The following is a 24,579-nucleotide window of genomic DNA, read 5'->3' as shown; positions in this document are numbered from 1 at the left end:
GTGAAACGCCGTAGCGCCGATGGTAGTGTGGGGTCTCCCCATGCGAGAGTAGGGAACTGCCAGGCATCAAATAAGTGAAGAGCCCATCCGGAAGGATGGGCTTTTTGCGTTCTTATAACGTCATAACTCGCAAAATGCGGGTTATTGCGCTGCTAACCACGTCTCAATAAACGACACCAGACTGTCTGTGTCATTCAAATTCAGCAATGGAACCTTCAGATCCAGCTGAATATCGCTGGCTACAGCGATAACATGATTATCCAGCGTTAGCTCGCTAAGACTGTGCCCTGCATTACTTCTGAAAAGAATAATCTTCGGTACGGCTTCATGTTTAAACCCCTCGACCAGCACCAGATCCAATACAGAATGATCCATTCTGCTCACCAGGTAATGCAAGTCCAGTGGCTCTGCGCTCGGCGTCTCGGTCATCAACGCCCAACGGTTGTTACTGGCGACCAGCGTTTGCGATGCCCCGGCTTTGCGTAGCTCATAGCTATCTTTACCCGGTATATCTACATCCATATTGTGATGCGTGTGTTTAATCAGACCTGGCCGGATCCCTCTGGCACATAGTACCGGGATCAGTGCTTTTAACAGTGTCGTTTTACCTGTGCCGCTCCAGGCAGCGATGGCCAGAATCGGTGTCATATCGTCCCCTGATGCTTAATGATCTCTTCAATAGTATTGATGTTGATAAATGACGATTTCAGATCGCTGAAATCCACTGCGTGCCCCCCGGATTGACGCAGGAAAACCATGACACGCCGCTCTCCAGCCGCCAAGTAATCCTCTAGTGGTGCTATTAATCTGCGGTGTAACAATGCCACGGCGGGATGGTCACGCTCACCGTCATGCGCCCAGACAACCGGCGCGTCTGCTGCCGCAGATAGAAAGCGTTCAACCAGACTGGCAGGAATGAAGGGGGTATCGCAGGGGCAGAACAGAAACCACTCTGCCTGTGACTGCTGCATCACCGATAACATGCCGGCAAGGGGACCCGGAAAACCAGGCAACCGATCCTGATAAACCGGATACCCACTGGATTGATAAATGTCGAGATTCCTGTTGGCACTGATCGCCAGCGTCGCGACCTGGCGACACAATGCGTCCGCGACATGCTGCCATAGCGGTTTGCCGTTTAGACATTGTAGACCTTTATCGATCCCGCCCATGCGAGAAGCTTTGCCCCCCGCAAGGATCACGCCGCAGATATTACTCACCTGGCTCACTAATATCGCCTCTTTTATTGTGGGATTGACCCTGCTAACGTGTCACTCTAAACGAAAGGAGCATCACCATGAAATGTAAACGTCTCAACGAAGTCATTGAACTTCTCCAGCCAGCCTGGCAAAAAGAGCCAGAGCTGAACCTGATGCAATTTTTACAGAAACTGGCTCAGGAGTCAGGTTTTGAGGGCGAGCTGACCGACCTTTCTGACGACATTCTGATCTATCACTTAAAAATGCGTGATAGCGAAAAAGACGCGGCAATTCCGGGGATTAAGAAAGATTATGAAGAGGATTTCAAAACCGCTTTGTTGCGCGCGCGCGGCATAATTAAAGAGTAAAAGCTTGTAAGAGGTACCACCGTTTGCGTCGTTAAATGATATCCTGAATCATTCGTATAATTTCCGGATGATCGGATGAACGACCAGGCTTTCAATTTCCAGACCTTACATCCGGATACCATTATGGATGCACTGTTTGAACAGGGCATTCGTGTGGACTCCGGACTTACTCCCTTAAACAGCTACGAAAATCGCGTCTACCAGTTTCAGGACGAGGATCGCCAGCGCTTCGTGGTGAAGTTTTACCGCCCGCAGCGCTGGACTGCTGAGCAAATCCAGGAAGAACATCAGTTTGCGCTCGATCTGCTGGCTGATGAGGTACCGGTCGCCGCCCCCCTTGCCTTCGCTAATCAAACGCTATTAACGCATCAGGGATTCTCTTTTGCCGTCTTCCCCAGTCTTGGTGGCAGACAATTTGAAGCCGATAACATCGATCAGATGGAGTGGGTGGCGCGCTATCTCGGCCGAATCCATCAGACGGGGCAGAAAAAAGCGTTTAACGTTCGTCCGACTATCGGTACGCAGGAATATCTGCACGAACCGCGGCAGGTCTTCGAGACCTCCTCGCTGATCCCCTCCGCCCTGAAAGTATCTTTCCTTAGCGCGACGGATAAACTTATCGCTGCTGTCTCTGCGCGCTGGGACGACAACGTCAATACGCTGCGACTGCATGGGGACTGTCATGCCGGGAATATTCTCTGGCGAGATGGCCCGTTGTTTGTCGATCTTGATGACGCCCGTATGGGCCCGGCCATTCAGGATCTCTGGATGTTATTGAACGGCGATAAAGCCGAGCAGCGTATGCAGCTTGAAACTATTATCGAAGCATATGAAGAATTTACGCCGTTCGATTCAGATGAAATTGCCCTGATTGAGCCTTTACGCGCCATGCGTTTTGTATATTATCTCGCATGGTTAATCAGGCGTTGGGACGATCCCGCGTTCCCCAGAAACTTCCCGTGGCTTACCGGCGAAGATTACTGGCGTAATCAGATTTCCACCTTTGTTGAACAAGTGAAGGTTCTTCAGGAACCCCCTTTACAATTAACGCCCATGTATTAATCCGACACATCCAGGAGATAAGTGATCATGAAAAAAATTTGGCTGGCGCTGGCAGGTATGATTCTGGCATTTAGCGCATCGGCAGCGCAGTTCACCGATGGCAAACAGTACATCACCCTTGAAAAGCCTGTCGCCGGAGAACCTCAGGTGCTTGAGTTCTTCTCCTTCTACTGCCCGCACTGCTATGAGTTCGAGCAGGTTCTCCACGTTTCCGATAACGTGAAGAAAAAACTGCCAGAAGGCACCAAAATGACCAAATACCATGTCGAGTTTCTTGGCCCGTTGGGTAAAGATTTGACGCAGGCATGGGCCGTAGCGATGGCGCTGGGCGTGGAAGATAAAATCACTGCGCCAATGTTCGAAGCGGTGCAGAAAACGCAGACCGTGCAGACAACTGCCGATATCCGTAAAGTCTTTGTAGACGCGGGCGTGAAAGGCGAAGAGTACGACGCGGCCTGGAATAGCTTCGTGGTGAAATCCCTTGTAGCTCAGCAGGAAAAGGCTGCTGCCGACATGCAATTGCGCGGCGTTCCGGCAATGTATGTTAACGGTAAATATCAGCTGAACATGCAGGGCATGGACACCAGCAGCATGGATATTTTCGTACAGCAATATGCTGATACGGTGAAATACCTGGTAGAGAAAAAGTAAAAAAAACAGCCGGTCAATGACCGGCTTTTTTATATTCTGCTTTGAGGTTCTCTATAAGCGCGTCTTTCTCGCTCCATAACGTGTTCAGCCAGAGCTGGAAACGGCGTTTAAAATTCTTGTCGTTAACATAATCCCCGTGCAGTTCCTCCGCCACAGGCATCAAATTCACACGTACTACAATGCGTGTCAGCTTACCGCTTAGCATGTCAAAGAAAGGCGTCTGATCATTCTCAGGATAACAGAGCGTAACGTTAAGCAACTTATCGAACTGCTGGCCCAGGACATGGACAGCCATAGCGATGCCTGCTGCCTTGGGCGCCAGTAGGTGACGATAAGGAGAGTGCGTTTGCTGCTGCTTCTCTTCTGTGAAGCGCGATCCCTCCACAAAATTCACGATAGTTGTGGGATGAACACGAAATTTTTCGCAAGAACGCCGGGTAGTGTCGACATCTTGTCCCCGCCGTTCAGGATGGCGAATAAGATAACTGCGCGAATAGCGCTTCATAAAAGGCATATCGAGCGCCCAGCATGCCAGGCCCAGAAAAGGAACCCAGGCTAACTGCTGCTTAAGAAAATACTTGTTCATGGGAATATGCGAGCGGAAGAGCACACACAACACTACGATGTCTGCCCAGCTATGATGGTTACAGATGAGCAAATACCAGTTTTTCTTGTTTAACCCCTCAAGGCCCTGCACATCCCATTTTAAATGGGGGTTGAGTTTGAGCAGAACAGCTAATCCTTCGCACCAGCAATACATCATGAAATTGCAAAAAGTAGAGACTGCGCGCCATACGCCCGGTAACGGCATTAGCAATTTAATGACGCCGGCAATGATGATCGGCACAGAACAGGCGATGGTGAGCAGAATAGTTAATGCGACACTGATCAACAGTATTATCGCAGCGAGCAGTCTCGACATGATTAGTATTTTCAAAGAGTTACGTGAGTATCGCCCTCTGGTGCAGGCGCAGGGCGCTGATTTTACCAGAAATCAGGCAAAAGAACGGTGGTTTAACGTGGGGCAGTGAGGAAAACGCTGTTGTAGCGGAGGTTTATTCTGTTTATTTAGGCTGGCGTAGTTAATATCCACATGGAGTAAATAGTCGCCAGGTCCGTTAATCTGCCCGGGATCCAAATATAAGCAACTGATAAATAATGATTAATATATTTATAAGGATCGCGGATACGGAGAGTTATCCAGGCTGCCAGAAACTACACACAAACTTATCCACAGGCAAGATTTGCGAACGATCCCGACGATCGCAAAATCTTTGTCTGTATTAGGCCTGAAAAACTGATGTTTTCATCCTGATGTGGCATCCTTTATCCATAAATTACTCAAAGGCACGGACACTATGGTTCAGATCCCAGAAAACCCTCTTATTCTCGTCGACGGCTCTTCATACCTGTATCGGGCGTATCATGCGTTTCCTCCTCTGACCAACAGCGCCGGAGAGCCTACCGGCGCAATGTATGGCGTGCTGAATATGCTGCGCAGTTTAATCATGCAGTATCAACCCAGCCACGCGGCTGTGGTCTTTGATGCCAAGGGTAAAACCTTCCGTGATGAGCTGTTTGAGCACTACAAATCTCACCGTCCGCCAATGCCAGACGATCTGCGCGCGCAAATTGAACCGCTGCACAAGATGGTTAAAGCGATGGGTCTGCCTTTAATGGCGGTATCGGGTGTTGAAGCTGACGACGTGATTGGTACCCTGGCGCGTGAAGCCGAAAAAATGGGTCGTCCGGTTCTGATTAGTACGGGTGATAAAGATATGGCGCAGCTGGTTACGCCAGGGATCACCCTCATCAATACCATGACCAACACGATTCTGGGTCCAGAAGAGGTGGTCGCAAAATATGGTGTACCGCCAGAGTTGATTATCGATTTCCTCGCTCTGATGGGCGACTCCTCGGATAACATTCCCGGCGTACCGGGTGTGGGTGAGAAAACTGCCCAGGCATTGCTGCAGGGGTTAGGCGGGCTGGATACGCTCTACGCAGAATCGGACAAAATTGCCGGTCTCACCTTCCGTGGTGCGAAGACCATGGCGGGTAAGCTTGCCGATAACAAAGAGGTGGCCTATCTCTCTTATAAGCTGGCCACCATTAAAACCGACGTAGAGCTAGAGCTGGGCTGCGAACAGCTTGAAGTACAACAGCCTGCAGCAGACGAACTGCTGAGTCTGTTTAAACAGTATGAATTCAAACGCTGGAGCGCGGACGTAGAAGCGGGTAAATGGCTGCAGGCGAAAGGGGCGAAACCCGCGGCGAAGCCGAAAGAGACAATTGTGGTCGATGCTGAAGAGCAGGCAGAAGAAGAAGCCGTGACGCTCTCTTTTGAACACTACGAAACGGTTCTCGAAGAGTCACAGCTGGTCGCCTGGATCGAGAAATTAAAAAACGCGCCGGTTTTCGCATTTGATACCGAAACCGATAGTCTCGATAACATTTCAGCCAATATGGTAGGCCTGTCGTTTGCGACGGAGCCGGGCATTGCGGCCTATGTTCCTGTGGCACATGACTACCTGGATGCCCCGGATCAGATCTCTCGCGAACGAGTGCTTGAGCTGCTGAAACCTATTCTGGAAGATGACAAAGCGCTGAAGGTCGGGCAAAACCTGAAGTATGACCGTGGCATACTGCAGAATTACGGTATTGAGCTTCGCGGTATCGCCTTCGATACCATGCTGGAATCCTACATTCTGGATAGCGTGGCGGGCCGTCATGATATGGATTCGCTATCTGACCGCTGGCTGAAGCATCAAACCATCACCTTCGAAGCGATCGCCGGTAAGGGCAAGAATCAGCTTACCTTTAACCAGATTGCGCTTGAAGAAGCGGGCCGTTATGCCGCAGAAGATGCGGACGTTACCCTGCAGCTGCATCTGAAAATGTGGCCAAAACTGCAAAAGCAGGCAGGCCCAATGAACGTATTCCAGCATGTAGAGATGCCGCTGGTGCCGGTGCTTTCCCGTATTGAACGCAATGGCGTCAAAATTGACCCAACGGTACTGCATAACCATTCTGGCGAGCTGGCGCAGCGCTTGACGGAGCTCGAGCAAAAAGCCCATGAGCTCGCCGGCGAGCCGTTTAATCTCTCTTCGCCTAAACAGTTGCAGACTATCCTGTTTGAGAAGCAGGGAATTAAACCGCTGAAGAAAACGCCGGGCGGCGCACCATCGACGTCAGAAGAGGTGCTTGAGGAGCTGGCGCTGGACTACCCGCTGCCGAAAGTGATTCTGCAATATCGCGGGCTGGCGAAGCTGAAGTCGACCTATACCGACAAGCTGCCGTTGATGATCAATCCCAAAACCGGACGAGTGCATACCTCGTACCACCAGGCGGTGGCGGCGACAGGTCGTTTATCCTCCACCGATCCTAACCTGCAAAATATCCCGGTACGTAACGAAGAGGGGCGACGTATTCGCCAGGCATTTATTGCTCCGGAAGATTACGTGATCGTCTCAGCGGACTACTCGCAAATTGAGCTGCGCATTATGGCGCATCTGTCGCGTGATAAAGGCTTGCTGACGGCGTTTGCTGAAGGCCAGGACATTCACCGCGCAACGGCCGCCGAAGTCTTTGGTCTGCCGCTGGACAGCGTGACGAACGAACAGCGTCGCAGCGCTAAAGCGATCAACTTCGGTTTGATCTACGGTATGAGCGCTTTCGGCCTGTCGCGTCAGCTGAACATTCCGCGTAAAGAGTCCCAGCGGTATATGGATTTGTACTTTGAACGTTATCCTGGCGTGCTGCAGTACATGGAACGCACCCGCGCCCAGGCGAAAGAGCAAGGCTATGTCGAAACGCTCGATGGCCGACGCCTGTACCTGCCGGATATCAAATCCAGCAATGCGGCGCGTCGTGCCGGCGCAGAGCGTGCGGCGATTAACGCCCCGATGCAGGGCACCGCAGCGGATATTATTAAGCGCGCGATGATCGCCGTCGATGCGTGGCTGGAAAAGGAAAAGCCGCGGGTGCATATGATCATGCAGGTACACGATGAACTGGTCTTTGAGGTACACAAAGACGATCTCGAGGCGGCAACGCATAAGATCCATGAATTGATGGAAAACAGCATGAAACTGGATGTTCCGCTGCTGGTGGAAGTAGGAAGTGGCGAAAACTGGGATCAAGCTCACTAAACATACTGGGGGAAAAGGGAATTTCCTGTAAGTAAGCAACATAACTAAGAACTTTTTGTGACGATCATTCGATTTACCTATGTAAAGAATGAAAAAAAACTACAAAAAGTGCTTTGTCTATAACCTAAAAAAGAGTAGAGTTAACGACGTAGGGTACAGAGGTAAGATGTTCTATCTTTCAGACCTTTTACTTCACGTAATCGGATTTGGCTGAATATTTTAGCCGCCCCAGTCAGTAATGACTGGGGCGTTTTTTATTGGGGCAAAGAAAATATTTGAGCCAAAAAAAGCGCGGACATCGCCGCGCTGATTATCACTCTTCCGCTTCTGTCGCGGGTTCCAGCTCGTTATACCAGCTATCTAACTTCTCACGCAGCTTATCCACGCCTTGCTTCTTCAGAGAAGAAAACGCTTCAACCTGAACATCGCCGTTAAAGGCCAGTACAGCCTCACGCACCATATTCAGCTGCGCCTTACGTGCTCCGCTGGCCAGCTTGTCAGCTTTGGTTAACAGAACCAGCACCTGGATATCGCTCTCGACGGCCCAGTTGATCATCTGCTGATCGAGATCTTTAAGCGGATGACGGATATCCATCAGTACCACTAACCCTTTCAGGCACAGTCGTTTTTCCAGATATTCACCGAGCGCGCGCTGCCATTTCAGCTTCATCTCTTCCGGAACTTCTGCATAGCCGTAGCCAGGCAAGTCGACCAGGCGTTTACCTGGCGCCACTTCGAACAGGTTAATAAGTTGCGTACGCCCCGGCGTTTTAGAAGTACGGGCAAGGCTTTTTTGATTGGTCAGCGTGTTCAGGGCGCTGGATTTCCCCGCGTTTGACCGGCCGGCAAATGCCACTTCAAGACCAGTATCAGCAGGCAAATGACGGATATCAGGCGCACTCAGAACAAAATGCGTCTGGTGATAATTCAGCTTGGTCACGTGGTTGTCTCCAGAAATTCGTAACGTTGAGGGGGATTATACCTGAACAGAACAAAAAGGCTTTTCCCATTGGCACTGGCTCTATAAGTAAAAACCATAAACTTTGTAAGAGATATGCCATTCAGCCTATGGGAGATTTCAGAGAAATCGTAGGGCATATGAAAATCAAAATGATTAAAATCAGGTGATTAGGTATTCAGCCAATTCTGAAATTAAGCGTTAAATAACGCGAGTGGCTTGTTAGTTTACTTCAGGACGGTAAAGTATCTTTCAACGGCGAGGATGCCAACAGGATACGGACTTAAGGATAAGGGTCAGGAGCGCCAGGAGGCGAAGACTCAGGATAGTCAGGATGACGAACGCCTGGAGGCGTTTAAAAGGAAAGGAAAGGGAACATATCACGGACGGTATCTGCTAACGGAAAAACAGGGTTTGTTGAAGGCATACACGGAACGTGAGACCCGATAAGGGTAAGAGTCAGGAAAAAAGGCGACAGATTGCTCTGTCGCCTTTTTTCTTTGCTTGCTTTCTGCTAGATTTCGCCGCAATTCTATACTGAAGAAAACGACGTAAAAGACAAAACACCATGAAAAAACCGACCTCTGCAGCAGGTGCTAAGCGCCCCGCAAAAGCCCGACGCAAAACGCGTGAAGAACTTAATCAGGAAGCACGCGATCGTAAGCGCGATAAAAAGCATCGTGGTCATGCTGCGGGCAGTCGTGCCAGCGGAAGCGGTGCATCCGGTTCTTCTGCGAAAAACAAACAGCAGAAAGATCCGCGTATTGGCAGTAAAACTCCCATTCCACTGGGCGTGACCGACACCCCAGTCACTAAGCAGCACAAACCAAAGAGCGAGAAACCTATGCTTTCACCGCAGGCTGAGCTGGATATGCTGGAGAACGATGAGCGCCTGGACGCGCTGCTGGAACGTCTTGAAGAGGGTGAAGCCCTGACCGCCGAAGAGCAGTCCTGGGTAGATGCTAAACTGGACCGCATCGACGAACTGATGCAGAAGCTTGGTCTGTCTTACGACGACGAAGAAGAAGAAGACGAAGAAGAAGAAAAGAAAGAAGATATGATGCGTCTTCTGAAAGGTGGAAATTAACATTTGCACCCGGCAGGTACAGTTGTCCTGCTTATAACCCTTCCGGTTGTATGTTATCTGGTGTGGTTATTCGTTAAACTACGGCGGTTGTCGCGGCGACAGAAGTGGCTGCGCACCCGGATGCTGGCGCCTACAGGAACCAGGCCGGGCCGCCGTAAACGAACGCGACACCAACGGAGGGAGTGAGCATGTCTGTACCAACCATCGACTGGGATCTGGCCCTGATCCAGAAATATAACTATTCCGGGCCACGTTATACCTCGTATCCGACCGCGCTTGAGTTTTCAGACGCGTTCAAAGAACCCGATTTTTTGCAGGCTGTTGCGCGTTATCCTGAGCGCCCGCTCTCCCTGTATGTTCATATTCCTTTCTGCCACAAGCTTTGCTATTTCTGCGGCTGCAATAAAATTGTTACCCGCCAGCAGCATAAAGCCGATCAGTATCTGGATGCCCTGGAACAAGAAATTGTGCATCGTGCGCCGCTGTTTGCGGGTCGTCACGTCACTCAGCTGCACTGGGGCGGCGGCACGCCAACCTATCTGAATAAAGCGCAGATTAGCCGTTTGATGACGCTACTGCGTAATCACTTCGCTTTCATCGATGACGCAGAGATCTCGATTGAAGTTGACCCGCGCGAAATTGAGCTGGATGTGCTGGATCACCTCCGCGCTGAAGGGTTCAACCGCCTGAGTATGGGCGTGCAGGACTTTAACAAAGAGGTCCAGCGGCTGGTTAACCGCGAGCAGGACGAAGATTTTATCTTTGCCCTGCTCAACCACGCGCGTGATATCGGGTTTACCTCGACCAACATTGATCTGATTTACGGTCTGCCTAAGCAAACGCCTGAGAGCTTCGCCTTCACGTTGAAGCGCGTGGGCGAACTTAACCCGGACCGTCTGAGTGTCTTCAACTATGCGCACCTGCCGACGCTGTTTGCCGCTCAGCGCAAAATTAAAGAGGCCGATCTGCCTTCTGCCCAGCAGAAGCTGGATATCCTGCAGGAAACCATCGCCTCGCTGACCGAAACCGGCTATCAGTTTATCGGGATGGATCACTTCGCCCGCCCGGATGACGAGCTGGCAATTGCTCAGCGCGAAGGGGTACTGCACCGTAATTTCCAGGGCTATACCACGCAGGGCGATACCGATCTGCTGGGGATGGGTGTCTCGGCAATCAGCATGCTGGGTGACTGCTACGCGCAAAATCAGAAAGAGTTAAAGCTCTATTATCAGCAGGTTGATGAAACCGGTAATGCGCTCTGGCGCGGCATCGCATTAACGCGTGACGACTGCATCCGTCGTGATGTGATCAAAGCACTTATCTGCAACTTCCGTCTCGACTTTAGCGTGGTAGAAGCGCAATGGGATCTGCAATTTAGCGACTACTTTGCAGAAGATATGAGTCTGCTCGCACCGCTGGCGAAAGATGGGCTGGTGGATGTTAACGAGCACGCAATTGAAGTGACGCCGAAAGGGCGTTTATTGATTCGTAATATCTGCATGTGTTTCGACGCGTATTTGCGTCAGAAAGCGCGTCTACAGCAGTTCTCGCGCGTCATTTGATATGTACCCCTCTCCCAGGGGGAGAGGGGTTTCGGTCAGCTAAACAGCCCAACCAGTGCCGCACAAAGCACCGCAGCGATTGCGGTTTGCGGCGTATGGCCGGCAGCTGCACCCGCCTCGATGCTCCCTGCCGCCATAGTGATAATTGATTCCAGCATGATGACTCTCCCCGATTTTCGGGCGAGATCATACCCAACTCATCGGAACAGTAAAGTATAAAAATGCAGCAAATTGCACCTGACTGCCCATTTTTACAATCGGTACGCGTGCTACTCCATTCCCAGCTCTTTTAACTTGCGCGTCAACGTATTGCGTCCCCAACCCAGCAGGCGTGCCGCCTCCTGCTTATGCCCCTGGGTATGACGCAGCGCAGTGGTGAGCAGAGTACGTTCCATCTCCGGTTGCGCCTCGGAAAGCAGGTTTTGATGACCGGAACGCAGCGCACGGTCAGCCCACTGGGCCAGCAGCGTTGCCCAGTTGTCGGGCAATGTCTGGCCGCCGGCGCTTTCCGGAACAGGCGCTTCAAACAGCTCAGGCGGCAGATCCTGAATCAGCACTTCCTGGCCCGCAGCCATGACCGTCAGCCAGCGACAGGTATTTTCCAGCTGACGCACGTTACCAGGCCATGCCAGACGCGTTAAAGCCGCTTCCGTCTCCGGGTGCAGCAACTTCGCTTCAACGCCCAGTTCACGGGCCGCAACCTGCAGGAAATGACGCGCCAGACGTGGAATGTCCTCCCGACGCTCACGCAGCGGCGGCAGGTGTACACGGATGACGTTCAGGCGGTGGAACAGATCCTCACGGAATTTGCCCTCCTGCACCCGCATCTCCAGATTCTGATGGGTGGCCGCAATAATACGCACGTCCACCTTCACCGGGGCATAGCCGCCCACGCGATAGAACTGGCCATCAGCCAGTACGCGCAGTAAACGTGTCTGTACATCCAGCGGCATGTCGCCGATCTCATCCAGGAAGAGCGTGCCACCATCGGCCTGCTCAAATCGCCCCTGACGAATAGTATTTGCGCCGGTAAAGGCCCCTTTTTCGTGACCAAAGAGTTCAGACTCAATCAGGTCTTTGGGGATCGCCGCCATGTTCAGGGCGATAAAGGGGGCTTTTGCCCGCGGGCTGTGGCGATGCAGAGCATGTGCGACCAGTTCTTTACCGGTGCCCGATTCACCGTTAATCAGCACGCTGATAGAGGAGCGCGACAAACGACCGATAATGCGGAACACATCCTGCATTGCGGGCGCTTCGCCAATGATATCGGTGGTGGGGCCAAAGTCCGGCGTGTTACGTGGCTGTTGCTGCTCCTGATAATGGCTAATCGCGCGTTCAACCAACGCCACGGCTTCATCAATATCAAACGGCTTGGGCAGATAGTCGAAGGCCCCTTGCTGATAGGCGCTAACGGCTGCGTCCAGATCCGAGTGTGCGGTCATTATGATGACCGGAAGCATTGGATGACGCTGCTTTATCTGCTTCAACAGCGCCAGCCCGTCCATGCCGGGCATGCGGATGTCAGATAACAGCACATCCGGGGTTTTGGTGGTGAGTGCGTCGAGCACGTCGTTGCCGCTTTCAAAGGTTGTGCAATGTAACCCTGCGCCGGTTAGCGCGCGTTCAAGCACCCAGCGGATGGAGCTATCGTCATCAACTACCCAGACTATCCCTCGTTGCATAACTTAACCCTCTATTTCCGAATCGGCAGGTAAACCGAAAACTCGGTATGACCTGGCCAACTGGTAAATTCAATTTTGCCGGAATGCTGATCAATCAAATTACGGGCAATCGATAAGCCCAGCCCGGTGCCACCTTCGCGACCGCTTACCATGGGGTAAAAGATCGTGTCCTGCAGCTGGGAAGGAATGCCTGGGCCGTTATCTTCCACATCAATCCGCGCGGCCAGACGATAGCGGACCCCGTGCAGCGTTAGCTGGAACGCCGTACGCGTACGCAGCACAATTTCACCGCCCTGAGGTCCTAATGCCTGCAAGGCATTACGCACAATATTGAGAAGAACCTGCTCAACCTGGTCGGGATCATGTGGCAGTTCGGGAAGGCTGGGATCGTAATCCCGCACCAGAGTGACGTTTTCAGGCAGCTCCATAGAGACCAGTTTCACCACGCGCTCGGCGACCTTGTGAATGCTCTCCGTGACGTGCATACCGGGCTGCTGCGGGCCAAGCAAACGGTCCACCAGATTACGCAGACGGTCTGCCTGCTCAATGATGACATTGGTATATTCCGCCAGCGCAGGGTCGGGCAGGGCTTTGGTGAGCAGTTGCGCAGCACCCCGCAGTCCGCCCAGCGGATTCTTGATTTCATGGGCCAATCCCCGCACCAGATCGCGGGCGGCAACCTGCTGCGCATGCTGAAGCTGTTCCTGGCTCAGGCGACGCTGATTATCCATTGGCGCCATCTCAAGCAGAATTAATCCTTCAGGCAGCCGCTGGGCGGTCAGGGAGAGAATATGCGAGCGCCCGTCAATCACCAGCGTCACTTCGTTATCGGTAAAGCCCTGGCCCGCCTGCAGACTCTCCTGCATCAGACCAATATTCAACGAAAAATAACTTAAGAGTTCCGGCAGCGGGGTGCCGAACAGTTTGCGTGAACTCTGGGCGAGCAGCTGCTGTGCCGCTGGGTTGGCGAAATGAACAGCCAGCTCATCATCGACCAGTAAGATGCTGTTAATCAGTGAATTGAGGATCTGCCCAGCATCGGGCAGCGTGCCAGTTGCCATTCAGCAGTCTCCTGACGTTGATTGCACTCTTTTAGTGCAGTATAGCGTTTTCGCGGTAAAAAACTCGTCAAATCAGGTTGTTGATGGTGAAAAAAGCCCATCCGAAGATGGGCTGAAAGTTTCCACGGCAACAAAAAATCTTCTGGCGTCTTTCGTTTTATGACAAGAAATTCGCCAGGTTTTCATCTCTAACTTAAACGCTGTAGTACAGCTCGAACTCAACCGGGTGTGGAGTCATACGCACGCGGTCGTTTTCTTCAGTGCGCAGCGCGATGTAAGCGTCGATAGCTTCATCGGTGAACACGCCGCCCGCGGTCAGGAACTCACGGTCTGCGTCCAGCGCCTGCAGGGCTTCTTCCAGAGAACCGGCAACCTGTGGGATCTCTTTCGCTTCTTCTGGCGGCAGGTCGTACAGGTTTTTGTCCATGGCTTCGCCAGGGTGGATCTTGTTCTTGATACCGTCCAGGCCAGCCATCAGCAGCGCGGCGAAGCACAGGTATGGGTTAGCCGCTGGGTCCGGGAAGCGCACTTCGATACGACGCGCTTTCGGAGAGGCAACAACCGGGATACGGATAGAAGCAGAACGGTTACGGGCAGAGTAGGCCAGCATAACCGGCGCTTCGTAGCCTGGGACCAGACGCTTGTAGGAGTTGGTGGTTGGGTTCGCCAGGGCGTTGATGGCTTTAGCGTGTTTGATCACACCGCCAATGTAGTGCAGCGCCTGCTCGGACAGACCAGCATACTTGTCGCCAGAGAACAGGTTGGTACCGTTCTTGGACAGAGACATGTGGCAGTGCATACCGGAACCGTTATCGCCAAACATCGGTTTTGGCATAAAGGTCGCTGTTTTACCGAAGCGGTGTGCCACGTTGTGAACAACGTATTTGTAGATCTGAATCTCGTCCGCTTTTTTGGTCATGGTGTTGAAGCGGGTCGCGATTTCGTTCTGGCCAGCCGTTGCCACTTCGTGGTGGTGTGCTTCAACCACCAGGCCCATCTCTTCCATGATCAGACACATGGTAGAGCGGATGTCCTGTGAAGAGTCGACCGGAGGAACCGGGAAGTAACCGCCTTTCACGCCAGGACGGTGACCTTTGTTACCACCTTCGTATTTGGTGGAGGAGTTCCATGCGCCTTCGATGTCATCGATAGCAACATGGGAACCTGAAATGGTCGCGCCGAAACGGATGTCGTCAAACAGGAAGAACTCTGGCTCTGGCCCAAACAGAACGGTATCTGCGATGCCGGTGGAACGCAGGTACTCTTCAGCGCGCTTCGCGATGGAGCGCGGGTCGCGGTCGTAACCCTGCAGCGTGCCTGGTTCGAGGATATCGCAACGGATGATCAGGGTTGGTTCTTCGAAGAACGGGTCAATGAGCGCAGTGGTTGCATCTGGCATCAGAACCATGTCGGATTCGTTAATGCCTTTCCAGCCACCAATGGAGGAGCCGTCAAACATTTTGCCTTCTTCAAAGAATTCGGCGTTTACCTGATGAGCAGGAATAGTGACGTGCTGTTCTTTACCTTTGGTATCGGTGAAGCGCAGATCAACAAACTTCACTTCATGTTCGTTCAGCATCGTCAAAACGTGTTCAGCGGACATACTTAACTCTCCAGATTGGTCATTGTCGTCGTGGTAACGAGGTCTTCAATTTCTGTTTGTACTGGCTGGATGCCATGTTTTTTATAAAGCGAAATCTGTGCCAACTTTTAAAACACCCCAAAAAGGCGTTATCATGCGCACTATAGTGCAAAAGGGCTGCACCATGATGGTCATGTTGCACCAGTATAGTGCTTCAATGTGAACATTAAGCACCATATTGGTGCAATTTACGTTAAAGTGCCCTTTTACCGCTCCGTGAAAGTGATCACAAAGCATCTCTGCAATACTTGTTTGCGGGGGATGTTTGTGATCCTGTTTTGTAGTGCGATTAATCCGTGTACAATAACGCGCTATTTCTAAATGCCTGAGGCAAAGTTGTGATCGAAAATTTGCGTAACATCGCCATCATCGCGCACGTTGACCATGGTAAAACTACCCTGGTTGATAAGCTGCTGCAGCAGTCCGGTACGTTTGATGCTCGTGCCGAAACTCAAGAGCGTGTGATGGACTCCAACGATTTGGAGAAAGAGCGTGGGATTACCATCCTCGCCAAAAACACCGCCATCAAATGGAATGACTACCGTATCAACATCGTTGATACCCCAGGCCACGCCGACTTCGGTGGTGAAGTTGAGCGTGTAATGTCCATGGTAGACTCCGTTCTGCTGGTCGTTGACGCAATGGATGGCCCAATGCCGCAGACGCGCTTTGTGACCAAAAAGGCGTTCGCCCATGGTCTGAAGCCAATTGTTGTTATCAACAAAGTTGACCGTCCTGGCGCGCGTCCTGACTGGGTTGTAGATCAGGTATTCGACCTGTTCGTTAACCTCGACGCGACCGACGAGCAGCTGGACTTCCCTATCGTTTACGCTTCTGCGCTGAACGGTATTGCAGGTCTGGACCACGAAGATATGGCGGAAGACATGACCCCGCTGTATCAGACAATTGTTGACCGTGTTCCTGCACCAAACGTTGATCTCGACGGCACCCTGCAGATGCAGATCTCTCAGCTCGATTACAACAACTACGTTGGCGTTATCGGCATTGGTCGTATCAAGCGCGGTAAAGTTAAGCCTAACCAGCAAGTCACTATCATCGATAGCGAAGGCAAAACCCGTAACGGTAAAGTGGGCAAAGTGCTGACTCACCTGGGTCTCGAGCGTATCGATAGCGACATCGCTGAAGCTGGCGATATCATTGCCATCACCGGTCTGGGCGAGCTGAACATCTCCGACACTATCTGCGATCCGCAGAAAGTTGAAGCGCTGCCAGCCCTGTCCGTTGATGAACCGACCGTATCCATGTTCTTCAACGTCAACACCTCTCCGTTCTGTGGTAAAGAAGGTAAGTTCGTTACCTCTCGTCAGATCCTTGACCGCCTGAACAAAGAGCTGGTGCACAACGTTGCGCTGCGCGTTGAAGAGACCCCTGATGCGGACGCCTTCCGCGTTTCCGGTCGTGGTGAGCTGCACTTGTCAGTTCTGATCGAAAACATGCGTCGTGAAGGTTTCGAAATGGCGGTTTCCCGTCCGAAAGTTATCTTCCGCGAAATCGACGGCCGTAAACAAGAGCCGTTCGAAAACGTGACGCTGGACGTTGAAGAGCAGCACCAGGGTTCTGTGATGCAGGCTCTGGGTGAGCGTAAAGGCGACCTGAAAAACATGAATCCAGATGGCAAAGGCCGCGTACGTCTCGACTACGTGATCCCAAGCCGTGGCCTGATCGGCTTCCGTTCTGAGTTCATGACCATGACTTCAGGTACCGGTCTGCTGTACTCCACCTTCAGCCACTACGACGACGTTCGTCCAGGCGACGTTGGCCAGCGTAACAACGGCGTTCTGATCTCTAACGGTCAGGGTAAAGCGGTTGCGTTCGCCCTGTTCAGCCTGCAGGACCGCGGTAAGCTGTTCCTGGGTCACGGTGCGGAAGTTTATGAAGGCCAGATCATCGGTATTCACAGTCGTTCTAACGACCTGACTGTAAACTGCCTGACCGGTAAGAAACTGACCAACATGCGTGCGTCCGGTACTGACGAAGCGACGGTTCTGGTTCCACCGATCAAGATGACCCTGGAGCAAGCTCTGGAGTTCATCGATGATGACGAACTGGTAGAAGTGACTCCACAGTCAATTCGTATCCGTAAACGTCACCTGACTGAGAACGACCGTAAACGCGCAATGCGCGGTCCGAAAGAAGATTAATCTTCACTAACGGACACTAAAAAGCCGCTGAGAGATCAGCGGCTTTTTTATTAGAACGCGTAGCGTAATCCCAGACGGATTCGATACTGCTCCCGGTTGTAATCATTCCATCTATCCAGCCACTGAAGTTCGAGATACGGCAGCCAGTTTCTGTCGAGCTTATAGCTGAACTTATTCGTTATTTCCCAATGATGATCCTTGCCGTTTTTGCTGTGGTAATCATTCACCCGCTGAAAATAGTGCGGTTCAAAGGTGTAGAAAAACGCATCCGTAAGCCTGAAATTCCAGTAGTTGGCGAATTCGTGCGTGTCATTCTTATCCATTAGCCCGTTATCGTCCGGCGTATCGTAATTATTATGGTTATAGCGATAGCGGAACGTCAGATTAAACCCGTCCGTGAATTTATAGTTAGTGTCAAAATAAAGGGCACCACCCGAACCGGCACTACTGTCGTTAATCAGGCCGCCGGGCTGAAAGGTGAGTTTGTCGGTCGGTTTAAAGAGCGGGTACCACCCCTCTATTTCGTTATAGCTGTGCTTGAGTTCGTCCCATTTCCCCACGTTATAGGCGTTGGTGAACATCAGCCCCGCGCCCATATCGAAGTTATATCCCGCGCGCAGGATCACCTCGTGCAGCTCAGAGGCCGTATTGTAGGCTTCGCGGGTTTCAACATACGCCCCGGCAAATACCGGGCAGGACACAGACGACACAATCAGTACAGTGATGATTCTTTTCATAATTTGTCCATGTATCAAGTACAGAAAGGCCTCCCTCCTGATTATCAGGAAGGAACTGCGGGCCGGATTTATTGTTATAAAGTGACTGCTGACGCTTTATTGTTAGGGGTTGTCTCAGGGGTATTCGCTGACTGTTTTTTCCGCTTTCCAATCTCCTCGATAATAAACGCGAAGCGCGTTTCGTTGAGTTTATAAAACAGCCCCATGGTCACGGCGGCAACAATCGCCAGGCCGCACGGCCAGAGGAAAATAAGCTGACGCAATCCCAGCAACGTGCCAGCGCTCTGCACGGCATGAGGTATATACCCAATCTGCGTCAACATAATGCCCGGCAGGAACCCGGCGAGGGCGGCGGAGATTTTGCGTGAGAAGGTGTAGCCGGTATAGACCGATCCTTCGGCGCGAATGCCCGTTTTCCACTCGCCGTAATCGACGGTGTCCGGCACCAGCGCCCAGTTCAGGCTGTTCACAAACGCCGTGCCGAAAAAGGCCATGCAGGAAAAGAGCACGAACAGCAGCGAGCTGGTTCCCCAGAAGAAGTTCAGCACGTCGCCCACTGCCCACAGCGCCAGTCCGCCCAGATAAACCGGCTTCTTGCCAAAGCGTTTTACGGCACCGGGCACCAGAAACACGCCAATCAGAATGCAGCCCATGCTGAAAAAGCCCATCCACGACAGCAAATGCAGATCGTTGAGCACGTACTGGGTGTAATAGACCTGAATCGCCAGCTTGATGTTAAACGCCGCAAGGGTGCAGAGGTTAGCAATGCACAGCACCAGCAGCGGTGGGTTGCGGAAGATGGCGCAGAAGGACTTCAGGATCCCGGGTTTATGGTGATCGGGCGAGATCTCGACATACCGCTCTTTTACGCCGCTGTAGCACCACCACATGCAGAACAAACCGCCGGTGACAAACACCAGTGCGGCCACCAGATAGCCGAGGGAGGGCTGGCTGACGAACAGCGCCTGAATGGGCATAAAGCCGACGGTGCAAAGTAACAGCCCCACCGTCGCGCCGCCCTGACGCCATGCCGCAAGCTGCGCCCGCTCGTTCGGGTTTTTGGTGATGGCCGGTACCATCGCGCCGTAAGAGCAGTTCATCAGGCTATAGCACAGGCCGAACATCATAAAGAGCACGGTGGCGAGGGCTGTCTTCACCGTCAGGCTAAAATCGTTGGCCATAAACTGCGCCGTGGCAACCAGCGCCACCGGCACAGAGGCATACAGAATGAATGGCCGGAATTTGCCTCTCGCGCCGATATGACGCCGGGAATCCAGCAGCACCCCGGTCAGCATGTCGGTAAAGGCGGTAAAAAACTTCGCGACCAGGAAAATAATGCCGCCATAGAAGGCGGGCATGCCCAGCTCATCGGTGTAAAACTTCAGCAGATACAGCGTGCCGATACAGAGCATCAGGTTCGAGCCAAAATCGCCCATCCCATAGGCGCACTTCTCGCGCAGGCTCAGCTTCAGGGTTAACGGATCAGGAGTATGTGTCATGGTCGATCCTCTGCGCGCCCCGCAGGGCGCGCGCTCAAGTCATTCAGGCCGTACGTTTGCGCAGTTCAATTTCTTCCACGATGCGCACATACATCTTCTCGTTGAGGTTGTAGAAGCAGCCCATCGCCACGATGGTGATGACCGCCAGCAGGCTCGGGTAGATAAATATCAGCTGCCGTAGCCCTTCAACCGTTCCGGCAGACTGCACCACGTTGGGCACATAGCCGATTTGCGTCAGCATGATCCCCGGGAAGAAGCCCGCCAGCGCCTGGGAAACCTTGCGGAAGAAGGTAAAGCCGGTATAGACCGTCCCCTCGGAGCGCACACCGGTGCGCCACTCACCGTACTCCACGGTATCGGACACCAGCGCCCAGTTCAGGCTGTTCACAAACGCGGAGCCGAAGAACGCCAGGCATGAGAACGCCACAAAGCTCACCGAGCCGCCGCCGAAGAAATAGTTGAGCAGATCGCCGGCCACCCAAATCATCAGCCCGCTGATGTAGACCTTTTTCTTACCGAAGCGACGCACCGCGCCGGGCATCATAAACACGCCGATAAAAATACAGCCCATGCTGAAGAAGCCCATGTACGACAGCAGGATCGGGTCGTTCAGCACGTACTGCGTGTAGTAGACCTGGATGGCGAGTTTGACGTTAAAGGCCCCCAGCGTGCAGAGGTTGGCAATACAGAGAATAAACAGCGGGCGGTTGCCGGCGATGGCGCGAAACGACTGCAGCAGGCCCGGCTTTTGTGCGGGGTTAGCAGGCTGCGCCTCGACGTAGCGCTCGGTCACGCCCTTATAGCACCACCACATAAAGAACAGCCCGAACAGCGAGAAGAGGGTGGCGGCAAAGATATAGCCCAGCTGATCATTGCCTTCAATCAGGTTCATCACCGGGACAAAGCCGACGGTACACAGCAGCAGGCCCAGCGTCGCGCCGCCCTGACGCCAGGCCGCCAGCGCGGCGCGCTCGTCCGGGTTTTTGGTAATGGCGGGCACCATGGCGCCGTAAGAGCAGTTCATCATGCTGAAGAACAGGCCGTACAGCATGAACAGCACCGTCGCCATCACCGTTTTGCCGGTTATCTCAAACGGCGTGCCGACGAAGTTTGCAATCGCCAGCAGCGTGACCGGAAACGCCGCATAGAGCACGAACGGGCGGAATTTGCCCTTCGGCCCGATCTTGCGCCGGGAGTCGAGCATGATCCCGGTGCCCATATCGGTAAAGGCGGTAAAGAACTTAGCGATCAGGAAGATAATGCCGCCGTAGGTGCCAGGCAGGCCCAGCACGTCGGTATAAAACTTCAGCAGGTACAGCGTGCCGATATCCAGCAGGATGTTAGAGCCGAGATCGCCCATCCCGTAGGCGAGTTTTTCTTTAAACGGCAGGCGTAGGGTTGCCGGATCAGAAGTATGTTGACTCATTATTGTTCTCCGTCTGCCCGCAGGTCTCCCTGCGGGCGAGCCTTATCAGATATGACGTAAGGTGCTAAACAGATCTGCCCATTCGCTTTGCTGGCGATAGAAGACCGGAGTTTTACCGAGCGGGGCTTCGACGGTCACATCACCGCCCTGACAGGTTTCTCCCGTCCAGGCATTCACCCAGGTGTCCTGTGGCAGGTACAGGGTCCAGTCGGTGCGGCCCTCTTCGTGAACGGGTGCCACCAGCAGATCGCGGCCAAACAGGTATTGATACTTCAGCGTGTAGGCGCGCGCGTCGTCTTCGTAGTGCAGGAACAGCGGGCGCATCACCGGCAGGCCCGTTTTAGCGTTCTGTGCAACCGCGGCTTTGATATACGGCTTCAGCGTGGTGAAGACCCTGGTCATCCGCGCGAAGTGGGCGATGGTTTCGGCGTCGGCGTCGAACTGCCAGTTATCGCCAGGGCGGTTGCCTTCGTGGGTACGCATCATCGGCGTGAAGGCGCTGAAATCGCACCAGCGCAGCAGCAGCTCTTTGCTGCGCTTCATCCCGAACAGCGTGGTATAACCGCCGATATCGCTGTGGTGCAGGCCGTGGCCGGTCATCGCCAGCGAGAGCGCCGCGGGAACAACCGAGGCCAGGCCGTCGTCAAGACTCCAGTCGACGTTCTGATCGCCCGCCCACATCATCACCGAGTGCTTCTGGCTGCCGGTATAGCCCGCGCGCATAAAGAACAGGATCTCGCCAAGCTTGCCGGTCTCCTCCAGCGCCTCGTAGTTACATTTCGCCCACAGCGCAGGCCAGGCGTTATGCATAATTTCCGCGCTTACGCCGTTATGCAGGAAGGTGTCGGTCGGCAGATACTCGCCGAAATCGGCCATCCAGCCGCCGCAGCCCAGTTCGATCAGGTTCTTTTTGATGACCTCTTTGTACCAGTCATAGGCTTCGGGGTTGGTCAGGTCGATAACGCCCGCGTAAAACTCGCCGAATTCGACGTGGTAATCCTTACCCTCGGCGTTTTTCGTCAGATAGCCGCGTTTCGCTGCTTCTTCGCACAGGTCGCGATCGCTGGCGACGTACGGGTTGATGTAGGAGAGGAACTGCACGCCTTCCTGTTTCCATTGCGGAATGCGGGTATCCAGCTGCGGATAAAGCTCGCTGTTCCACTTCCAGTTCCACATCACGCGTTTGCCGAAGGAGGTCATGCGAATGCCGGACCAGTCCTGCGCCCAGATACCGTTCACCTTCACGCCGCCGTTACGCATGGCGTCGAGCTTCTGCTGGCACACGTCGGTGCCGCCCTGAATGCCGAGCGTCACGCCATCGTAAACCCAGTCCGGCAGTTCCGGCTGACGGCCCAGCAGGGCGGTGAGTTTTTCCAGCAGATCGACGTAGGTTTCTGCACACTCGAAGCGCAGCGTGGCGTTATCTTCCCAGAAAGCCAGCTCATGGTAGTCCGGCGCGCTGAAGTCGAAGTTCATATAGCAGCTGTTATCGACGTGGCAGTAGTACTTTTGGGTGCTCACAAAGGTGGGCTGCGGGAAGAAGGTCCAGTAGTAGTCGCCCCCGGCGTTCTCTTTGCAGTCGGCCTGCCAGGTGACGTAAGTTTGCTTGTTACGCCCCACGCCCTGCTCGCTGGTCCACAGCGGGAACGGCTTGCCGCGTAGGTCAAAGTAGGAGAACTGCTCCCCGCAACCGTAGATATGATCCTCCGGCTGCGCTGCCAGCCGCAGCCAGATTCGGTTATGGCTGGTGGCATCGTTTTGCAGCCTGAGTTCCAGGCGACCTTCTGCATCCACACCGATCCGCAACGTGGCGCTCACCGTGTCGCCGCGGGTGAAGCGGATCGCCCAGCCCGCCTCTTGCTGCGTAACCGTCGCTTCGGTCAGCGCGATCTTCTCATTCAGGTTGTCTTTGATGCTGAAGTTGCCGCGAAACATCTCAATATCTGCCTCACCCGCACCGATCCACAGGCAGGGCGCATCGGCGGAGTGGGAGATAATCAGGCGATCCTGCCAGCGCAGGGTGAAACCTGTTTCAGTATTCTTTAAATCAATATTGTGTAGGGTACGCATATAAACTCCGTTTTTATTATTTAGCCAGGCTGTCCAGCAAACCGGCGGCGACGGCAGGGGCTAAGCCCGGTGCCAGCGGCAGGCGGGGGATCACCAGGCAGTGCAGCAGATGGTAGATATCCTGCTTGCCGTCCCAGACTTTGGTGGTCACTTCGTTATTGGTATCCAGCTCCTGCCACCATGAACCGTTTTCGTAATCCATCAGGTATTTGATGCAGTAATCCCACCACGTCTGATACCACGTCTCGTACTGCGCCTCGCCGGTGACCGTATAGAGCGCATAGGCCGTGCCCATCGCCTCGACGATCGGCCAGCGTACGCGTTCGCGCACGATAGGCTTGCCGTCCCAGCCCACGGAGTAGACAAAACCATCGGCCCCGTCGGGCGCCCAGGCATCACGGATGGTGGCGTGGAACAGGCCTTTCGCATCTTCCAGCAGCCACGCTGGCGGCGTTTCAAAGCGCGCTTCCAGCGCGGCGCGCAGGTGCAGCATCAGGCGGCCCCACTCGATCCAGTGGCCCGGCGTGCCGCCGTAGGCGCGGAAGCGGTGGGCGGGGTTATCGATGTTGTAATCGCGGATCGGGTTCCAGTGAGTGTCGAAATGCTCGTTAACGCGATAATCTCCCTTGCGCGCCACGTCGTGAATAATCACCGAGGCAATGCGCAGGGCGCGGTCGAGCCATTTACGATCGTGGGTCACGTCATAGACGATCAGGAAGGCTTCCACGGCGTGCATATTGGCATTACCGCCGCGGTAATCTTCGGTCTTGCTGAACGCTTCATCCCAGGATTCGAGGCACATCTGCTCCTCTTCGCTCCAGAAGTAGCGCTCGATCACCGCAATGGCCTCGTCGAGAAGCGGGCGCGCCTGCGGGTGGCCGGTGGTGACGGCGCTTGCCGCACCCAGCAGCACGAAGAAGTGCTGATAACCCTGCTTGGAGGCGTCGATCACGCCCTCATCGTTAACGCAGGCATACCAGCCGCCGTGCTGACTGTCGCGCAGCGGGCCGTTCAGGGCGTTGATGCCGTGCTCAACCAGCGCATACGCGCCAGGACGCCCCATGTTGGCGGCAACCGCGTAAACGTGCAGCATGCGGGCGGTGATCCACAGGTGGGTGCCCATATCGCTACGCACCTGGCCGTTATTGCCCAGCCAGCCGAAGCCGGTCGGCACGGCGGCGTTTTTACCGAAATCGAGAATGCGGTCGGTCTCTTGCTCAAGCCAGCGGTTGTGGCTCAGGGTGTTAAACCATTTCATGTTC

The 24,579-nt window shown here is 53.7% G+C and carries 22 protein-coding genes; 9 read left to right on the top strand and 13 right to left on the bottom strand.

All coding sequences use genetic code 11. The features are described 5' to 3' along the window. Positions 1–141: 141 nt before the first annotated feature. Positions 142–648 carry a molybdopterin-guanine dinucleotide biosynthesis protein MobB gene (gene mobB, locus WFN75_RS21170; protein ID WP_336996768.1) on the bottom strand — a complete coding sequence of 169 codons (507 nt, stop codon included), beginning with the start codon at positions 646–648 and terminating at the stop codon, positions 142–144. Further along, on the bottom strand, positions 645–1,229 hold the full coding sequence (gene mobA, locus WFN75_RS21165) for a molybdenum cofactor guanylyltransferase MobA (protein WP_336996767.1): 585 nt from the start codon (positions 1,227–1,229) through the stop codon (positions 645–647). The genes mobB and mobA overlap by 4 nt, the downstream gene beginning before the upstream one ends. A gap of 68 nt (positions 1,230–1,297) precedes the next feature. Here mobA and WFN75_RS21160 point away from each other — a divergent pair, with 68 nt between their 5' ends. From WFN75_RS21160 to dsbA, 3 genes are all read left to right on the top strand, one after another. Beyond that, complete coding sequence (locus WFN75_RS21160) at positions 1,298–1,567, top strand: YihD family protein (protein WP_046886168.1); 270 nt, start codon at positions 1,298–1,300, stop codon at positions 1,565–1,567. Positions 1,568–1,642: 75 nt separating this feature from the next. Continuing rightward, positions 1,643–2,629, top strand: a complete 987-nt coding sequence (locus WFN75_RS21155) for a serine/threonine protein kinase (RefSeq protein WP_207292663.1) — start codon at positions 1,643–1,645, stop codon at positions 2,627–2,629. 27 nt (positions 2,630–2,656) lie between these two features. Then, positions 2,657–3,280, top strand: a complete 624-nt coding sequence (dsbA, locus tag WFN75_RS21150) for a thiol:disulfide interchange protein DsbA (RefSeq protein WP_046886170.1) — start codon at positions 2,657–2,659, stop codon at positions 3,278–3,280. Positions 3,281–3,293: 13 nt separating this feature from the next. Here the strand turns inward: dsbA and WFN75_RS21145 are convergent, their stop codons facing one another. Beyond that, positions 3,294–4,148 (bottom strand): acyltransferase, encoded by an 855-nt coding sequence (locus WFN75_RS21145; protein WP_336996769.1) that lies wholly within the window; start codon positions 4,146–4,148, stop codon positions 3,294–3,296. Between WFN75_RS21145 and WFN75_RS21140 the strand changes: the two genes are divergently transcribed. The 3 genes from WFN75_RS21140 to WFN75_RS22725 all read left to right on the top strand — a co-directional run bounded on the left by WFN75_RS21140 (position 4,042) and on the right by WFN75_RS22725 (position 7,645). Next, positions 4,042–4,311 (top strand): hypothetical protein, encoded by a 270-nt coding sequence (locus WFN75_RS21140; protein ID WP_286772262.1) that lies wholly within the window; start codon positions 4,042–4,044, stop codon positions 4,309–4,311. The genes WFN75_RS21145 and WFN75_RS21140 overlap by 107 nt on opposite strands. Positions 4,312–4,638: 327 nt before the next feature. Further along, positions 4,639–7,431 carry a DNA polymerase I gene (gene polA, locus WFN75_RS21135; RefSeq protein WP_336996766.1) on the top strand — a complete coding sequence of 931 codons (2,793 nt, stop codon included), beginning with the start codon at positions 4,639–4,641 and terminating at the stop codon, positions 7,429–7,431. Positions 7,432–7,597: 166 nt separating this feature from the next. After that, on the top strand, positions 7,598–7,645 hold the full coding sequence (locus WFN75_RS22725; RefSeq protein ID WP_071892919.1) for a spot 42 RNA, inhibition of DNA synthesis: 48 nt from the start codon (positions 7,598–7,600) through the stop codon (positions 7,643–7,645). 99 nt (positions 7,646–7,744) lie between these two features. Here the strand turns inward: WFN75_RS22725 and yihA are convergent, their stop codons facing one another. Continuing rightward, on the bottom strand, positions 7,745–8,371 hold the full coding sequence (gene yihA, locus WFN75_RS21130; RefSeq protein WP_046886173.1) for a ribosome biogenesis GTP-binding protein YihA/YsxC: 627 nt from the start codon (positions 8,369–8,371) through the stop codon (positions 7,745–7,747). A gap of 586 nt (positions 8,372–8,957) precedes the next feature. On the opposite strand from yihA, the gene yihI reads away from it, so the two are divergent. Beyond that, positions 8,958–9,476, top strand: coding sequence for a Der GTPase-activating protein YihI (yihI, locus tag WFN75_RS21125; protein WP_046886174.1), 519 nt, complete (start codon positions 8,958–8,960; stop codon positions 9,474–9,476). A gap of 188 nt (positions 9,477–9,664) precedes the next feature. Further along, on the top strand, positions 9,665–11,038 hold the full coding sequence (gene hemN / locus WFN75_RS21120; protein WP_336996765.1) for an oxygen-independent coproporphyrinogen III oxidase: 1,374 nt from the start codon (positions 9,665–9,667) through the stop codon (positions 11,036–11,038). A gap of 35 nt (positions 11,039–11,073) precedes the next feature. On the opposite strand, the gene WFN75_RS21115 is transcribed toward hemN, so the two are convergent. From WFN75_RS21115 to glnA, 4 genes are all read right to left on the bottom strand, one after another. Next, entirely contained in the window at positions 11,074–11,196 is a 123-nt protein-coding gene (locus WFN75_RS21115; protein ID WP_154298886.1) for a YshB family small membrane protein, read from the bottom strand. 111 nt (positions 11,197–11,307) lie between these two features. Next, positions 11,308–12,720, bottom strand: a complete 1,413-nt coding sequence (glnG, locus tag WFN75_RS21110; RefSeq protein ID WP_046886176.1) for a nitrogen regulation protein NR(I) — start codon at positions 12,718–12,720, stop codon at positions 11,308–11,310. 11 nt (positions 12,721–12,731) lie between these two features. Continuing rightward, complete coding sequence (gene glnL / locus WFN75_RS21105) at positions 12,732–13,781, bottom strand: nitrogen regulation protein NR(II) (protein ID WP_040077941.1); 1,050 nt, start codon at positions 13,779–13,781, stop codon at positions 12,732–12,734. Between the two features lie 193 nt (positions 13,782–13,974). After that, positions 13,975–15,384 carry a glutamate--ammonia ligase gene (gene glnA / locus WFN75_RS21100; protein ID WP_040077943.1) on the bottom strand — a complete coding sequence of 470 codons (1,410 nt, stop codon included), beginning with the start codon at positions 15,382–15,384 and terminating at the stop codon, positions 13,975–13,977. Positions 15,385–15,761: 377 nt separating this feature from the next. Between glnA and typA the strand changes: the two genes are divergently transcribed. Beyond that, entirely contained in the window at positions 15,762–17,585 is a 1,824-nt protein-coding gene (gene typA, locus WFN75_RS21095) for a ribosome-dependent GTPase TypA (RefSeq protein ID WP_046886177.1), read from the top strand. Positions 17,586–17,635: 50 nt separating this feature from the next. Here typA and ompL read toward each other — a convergent pair whose 3' ends face one another. The 5 genes from ompL to yihS form a co-directional block, all read right to left on the bottom strand. Then, positions 17,636–18,322 (bottom strand): porin OmpL, encoded by a 687-nt coding sequence (ompL, locus tag WFN75_RS21090; RefSeq protein WP_046886178.1) that lies wholly within the window; start codon positions 18,320–18,322, stop codon positions 17,636–17,638. A gap of 74 nt (positions 18,323–18,396) precedes the next feature. Further along, positions 18,397–19,821, bottom strand: a complete 1,425-nt coding sequence (locus tag WFN75_RS21085) for an MFS transporter (RefSeq protein ID WP_212478573.1) — start codon at positions 19,819–19,821, stop codon at positions 18,397–18,399. Positions 19,822–19,864: 43 nt separating this feature from the next. Continuing rightward, complete coding sequence (locus tag WFN75_RS21080) at positions 19,865–21,247, bottom strand: MFS transporter (protein ID WP_040077948.1); 1,383 nt, start codon at positions 21,245–21,247, stop codon at positions 19,865–19,867. Between the two features lie 45 nt (positions 21,248–21,292). Beyond that, the gene (locus WFN75_RS21075; protein ID WP_336996764.1) at positions 21,293–23,317 is read right to left on the bottom strand and encodes an alpha-glucosidase; all 2,025 of its coding nucleotides are present in this window, start codon (positions 23,315–23,317) and stop codon (positions 21,293–21,295) included. A gap of 16 nt (positions 23,318–23,333) precedes the next feature. Further along, positions 23,334–24,575 (bottom strand): sulfoquinovose isomerase, encoded by a 1,242-nt coding sequence (gene yihS / locus WFN75_RS21070; RefSeq protein ID WP_336996763.1) that lies wholly within the window; start codon positions 24,573–24,575, stop codon positions 23,334–23,336. Positions 24,576–24,579 lie beyond the last annotated feature (4 nt).

Origin of the sequence: Leclercia sp. UBA7405 (genome assembly GCF_037152215.1) — a bacterium.
GTDB lineage: Bacteria > Pseudomonadota > Gammaproteobacteria > Enterobacterales > Enterobacteriaceae > Enterobacter > Enterobacter pneumoniae.
This window is presented reverse-complemented; position numbering and strand designations above follow the sequence as displayed.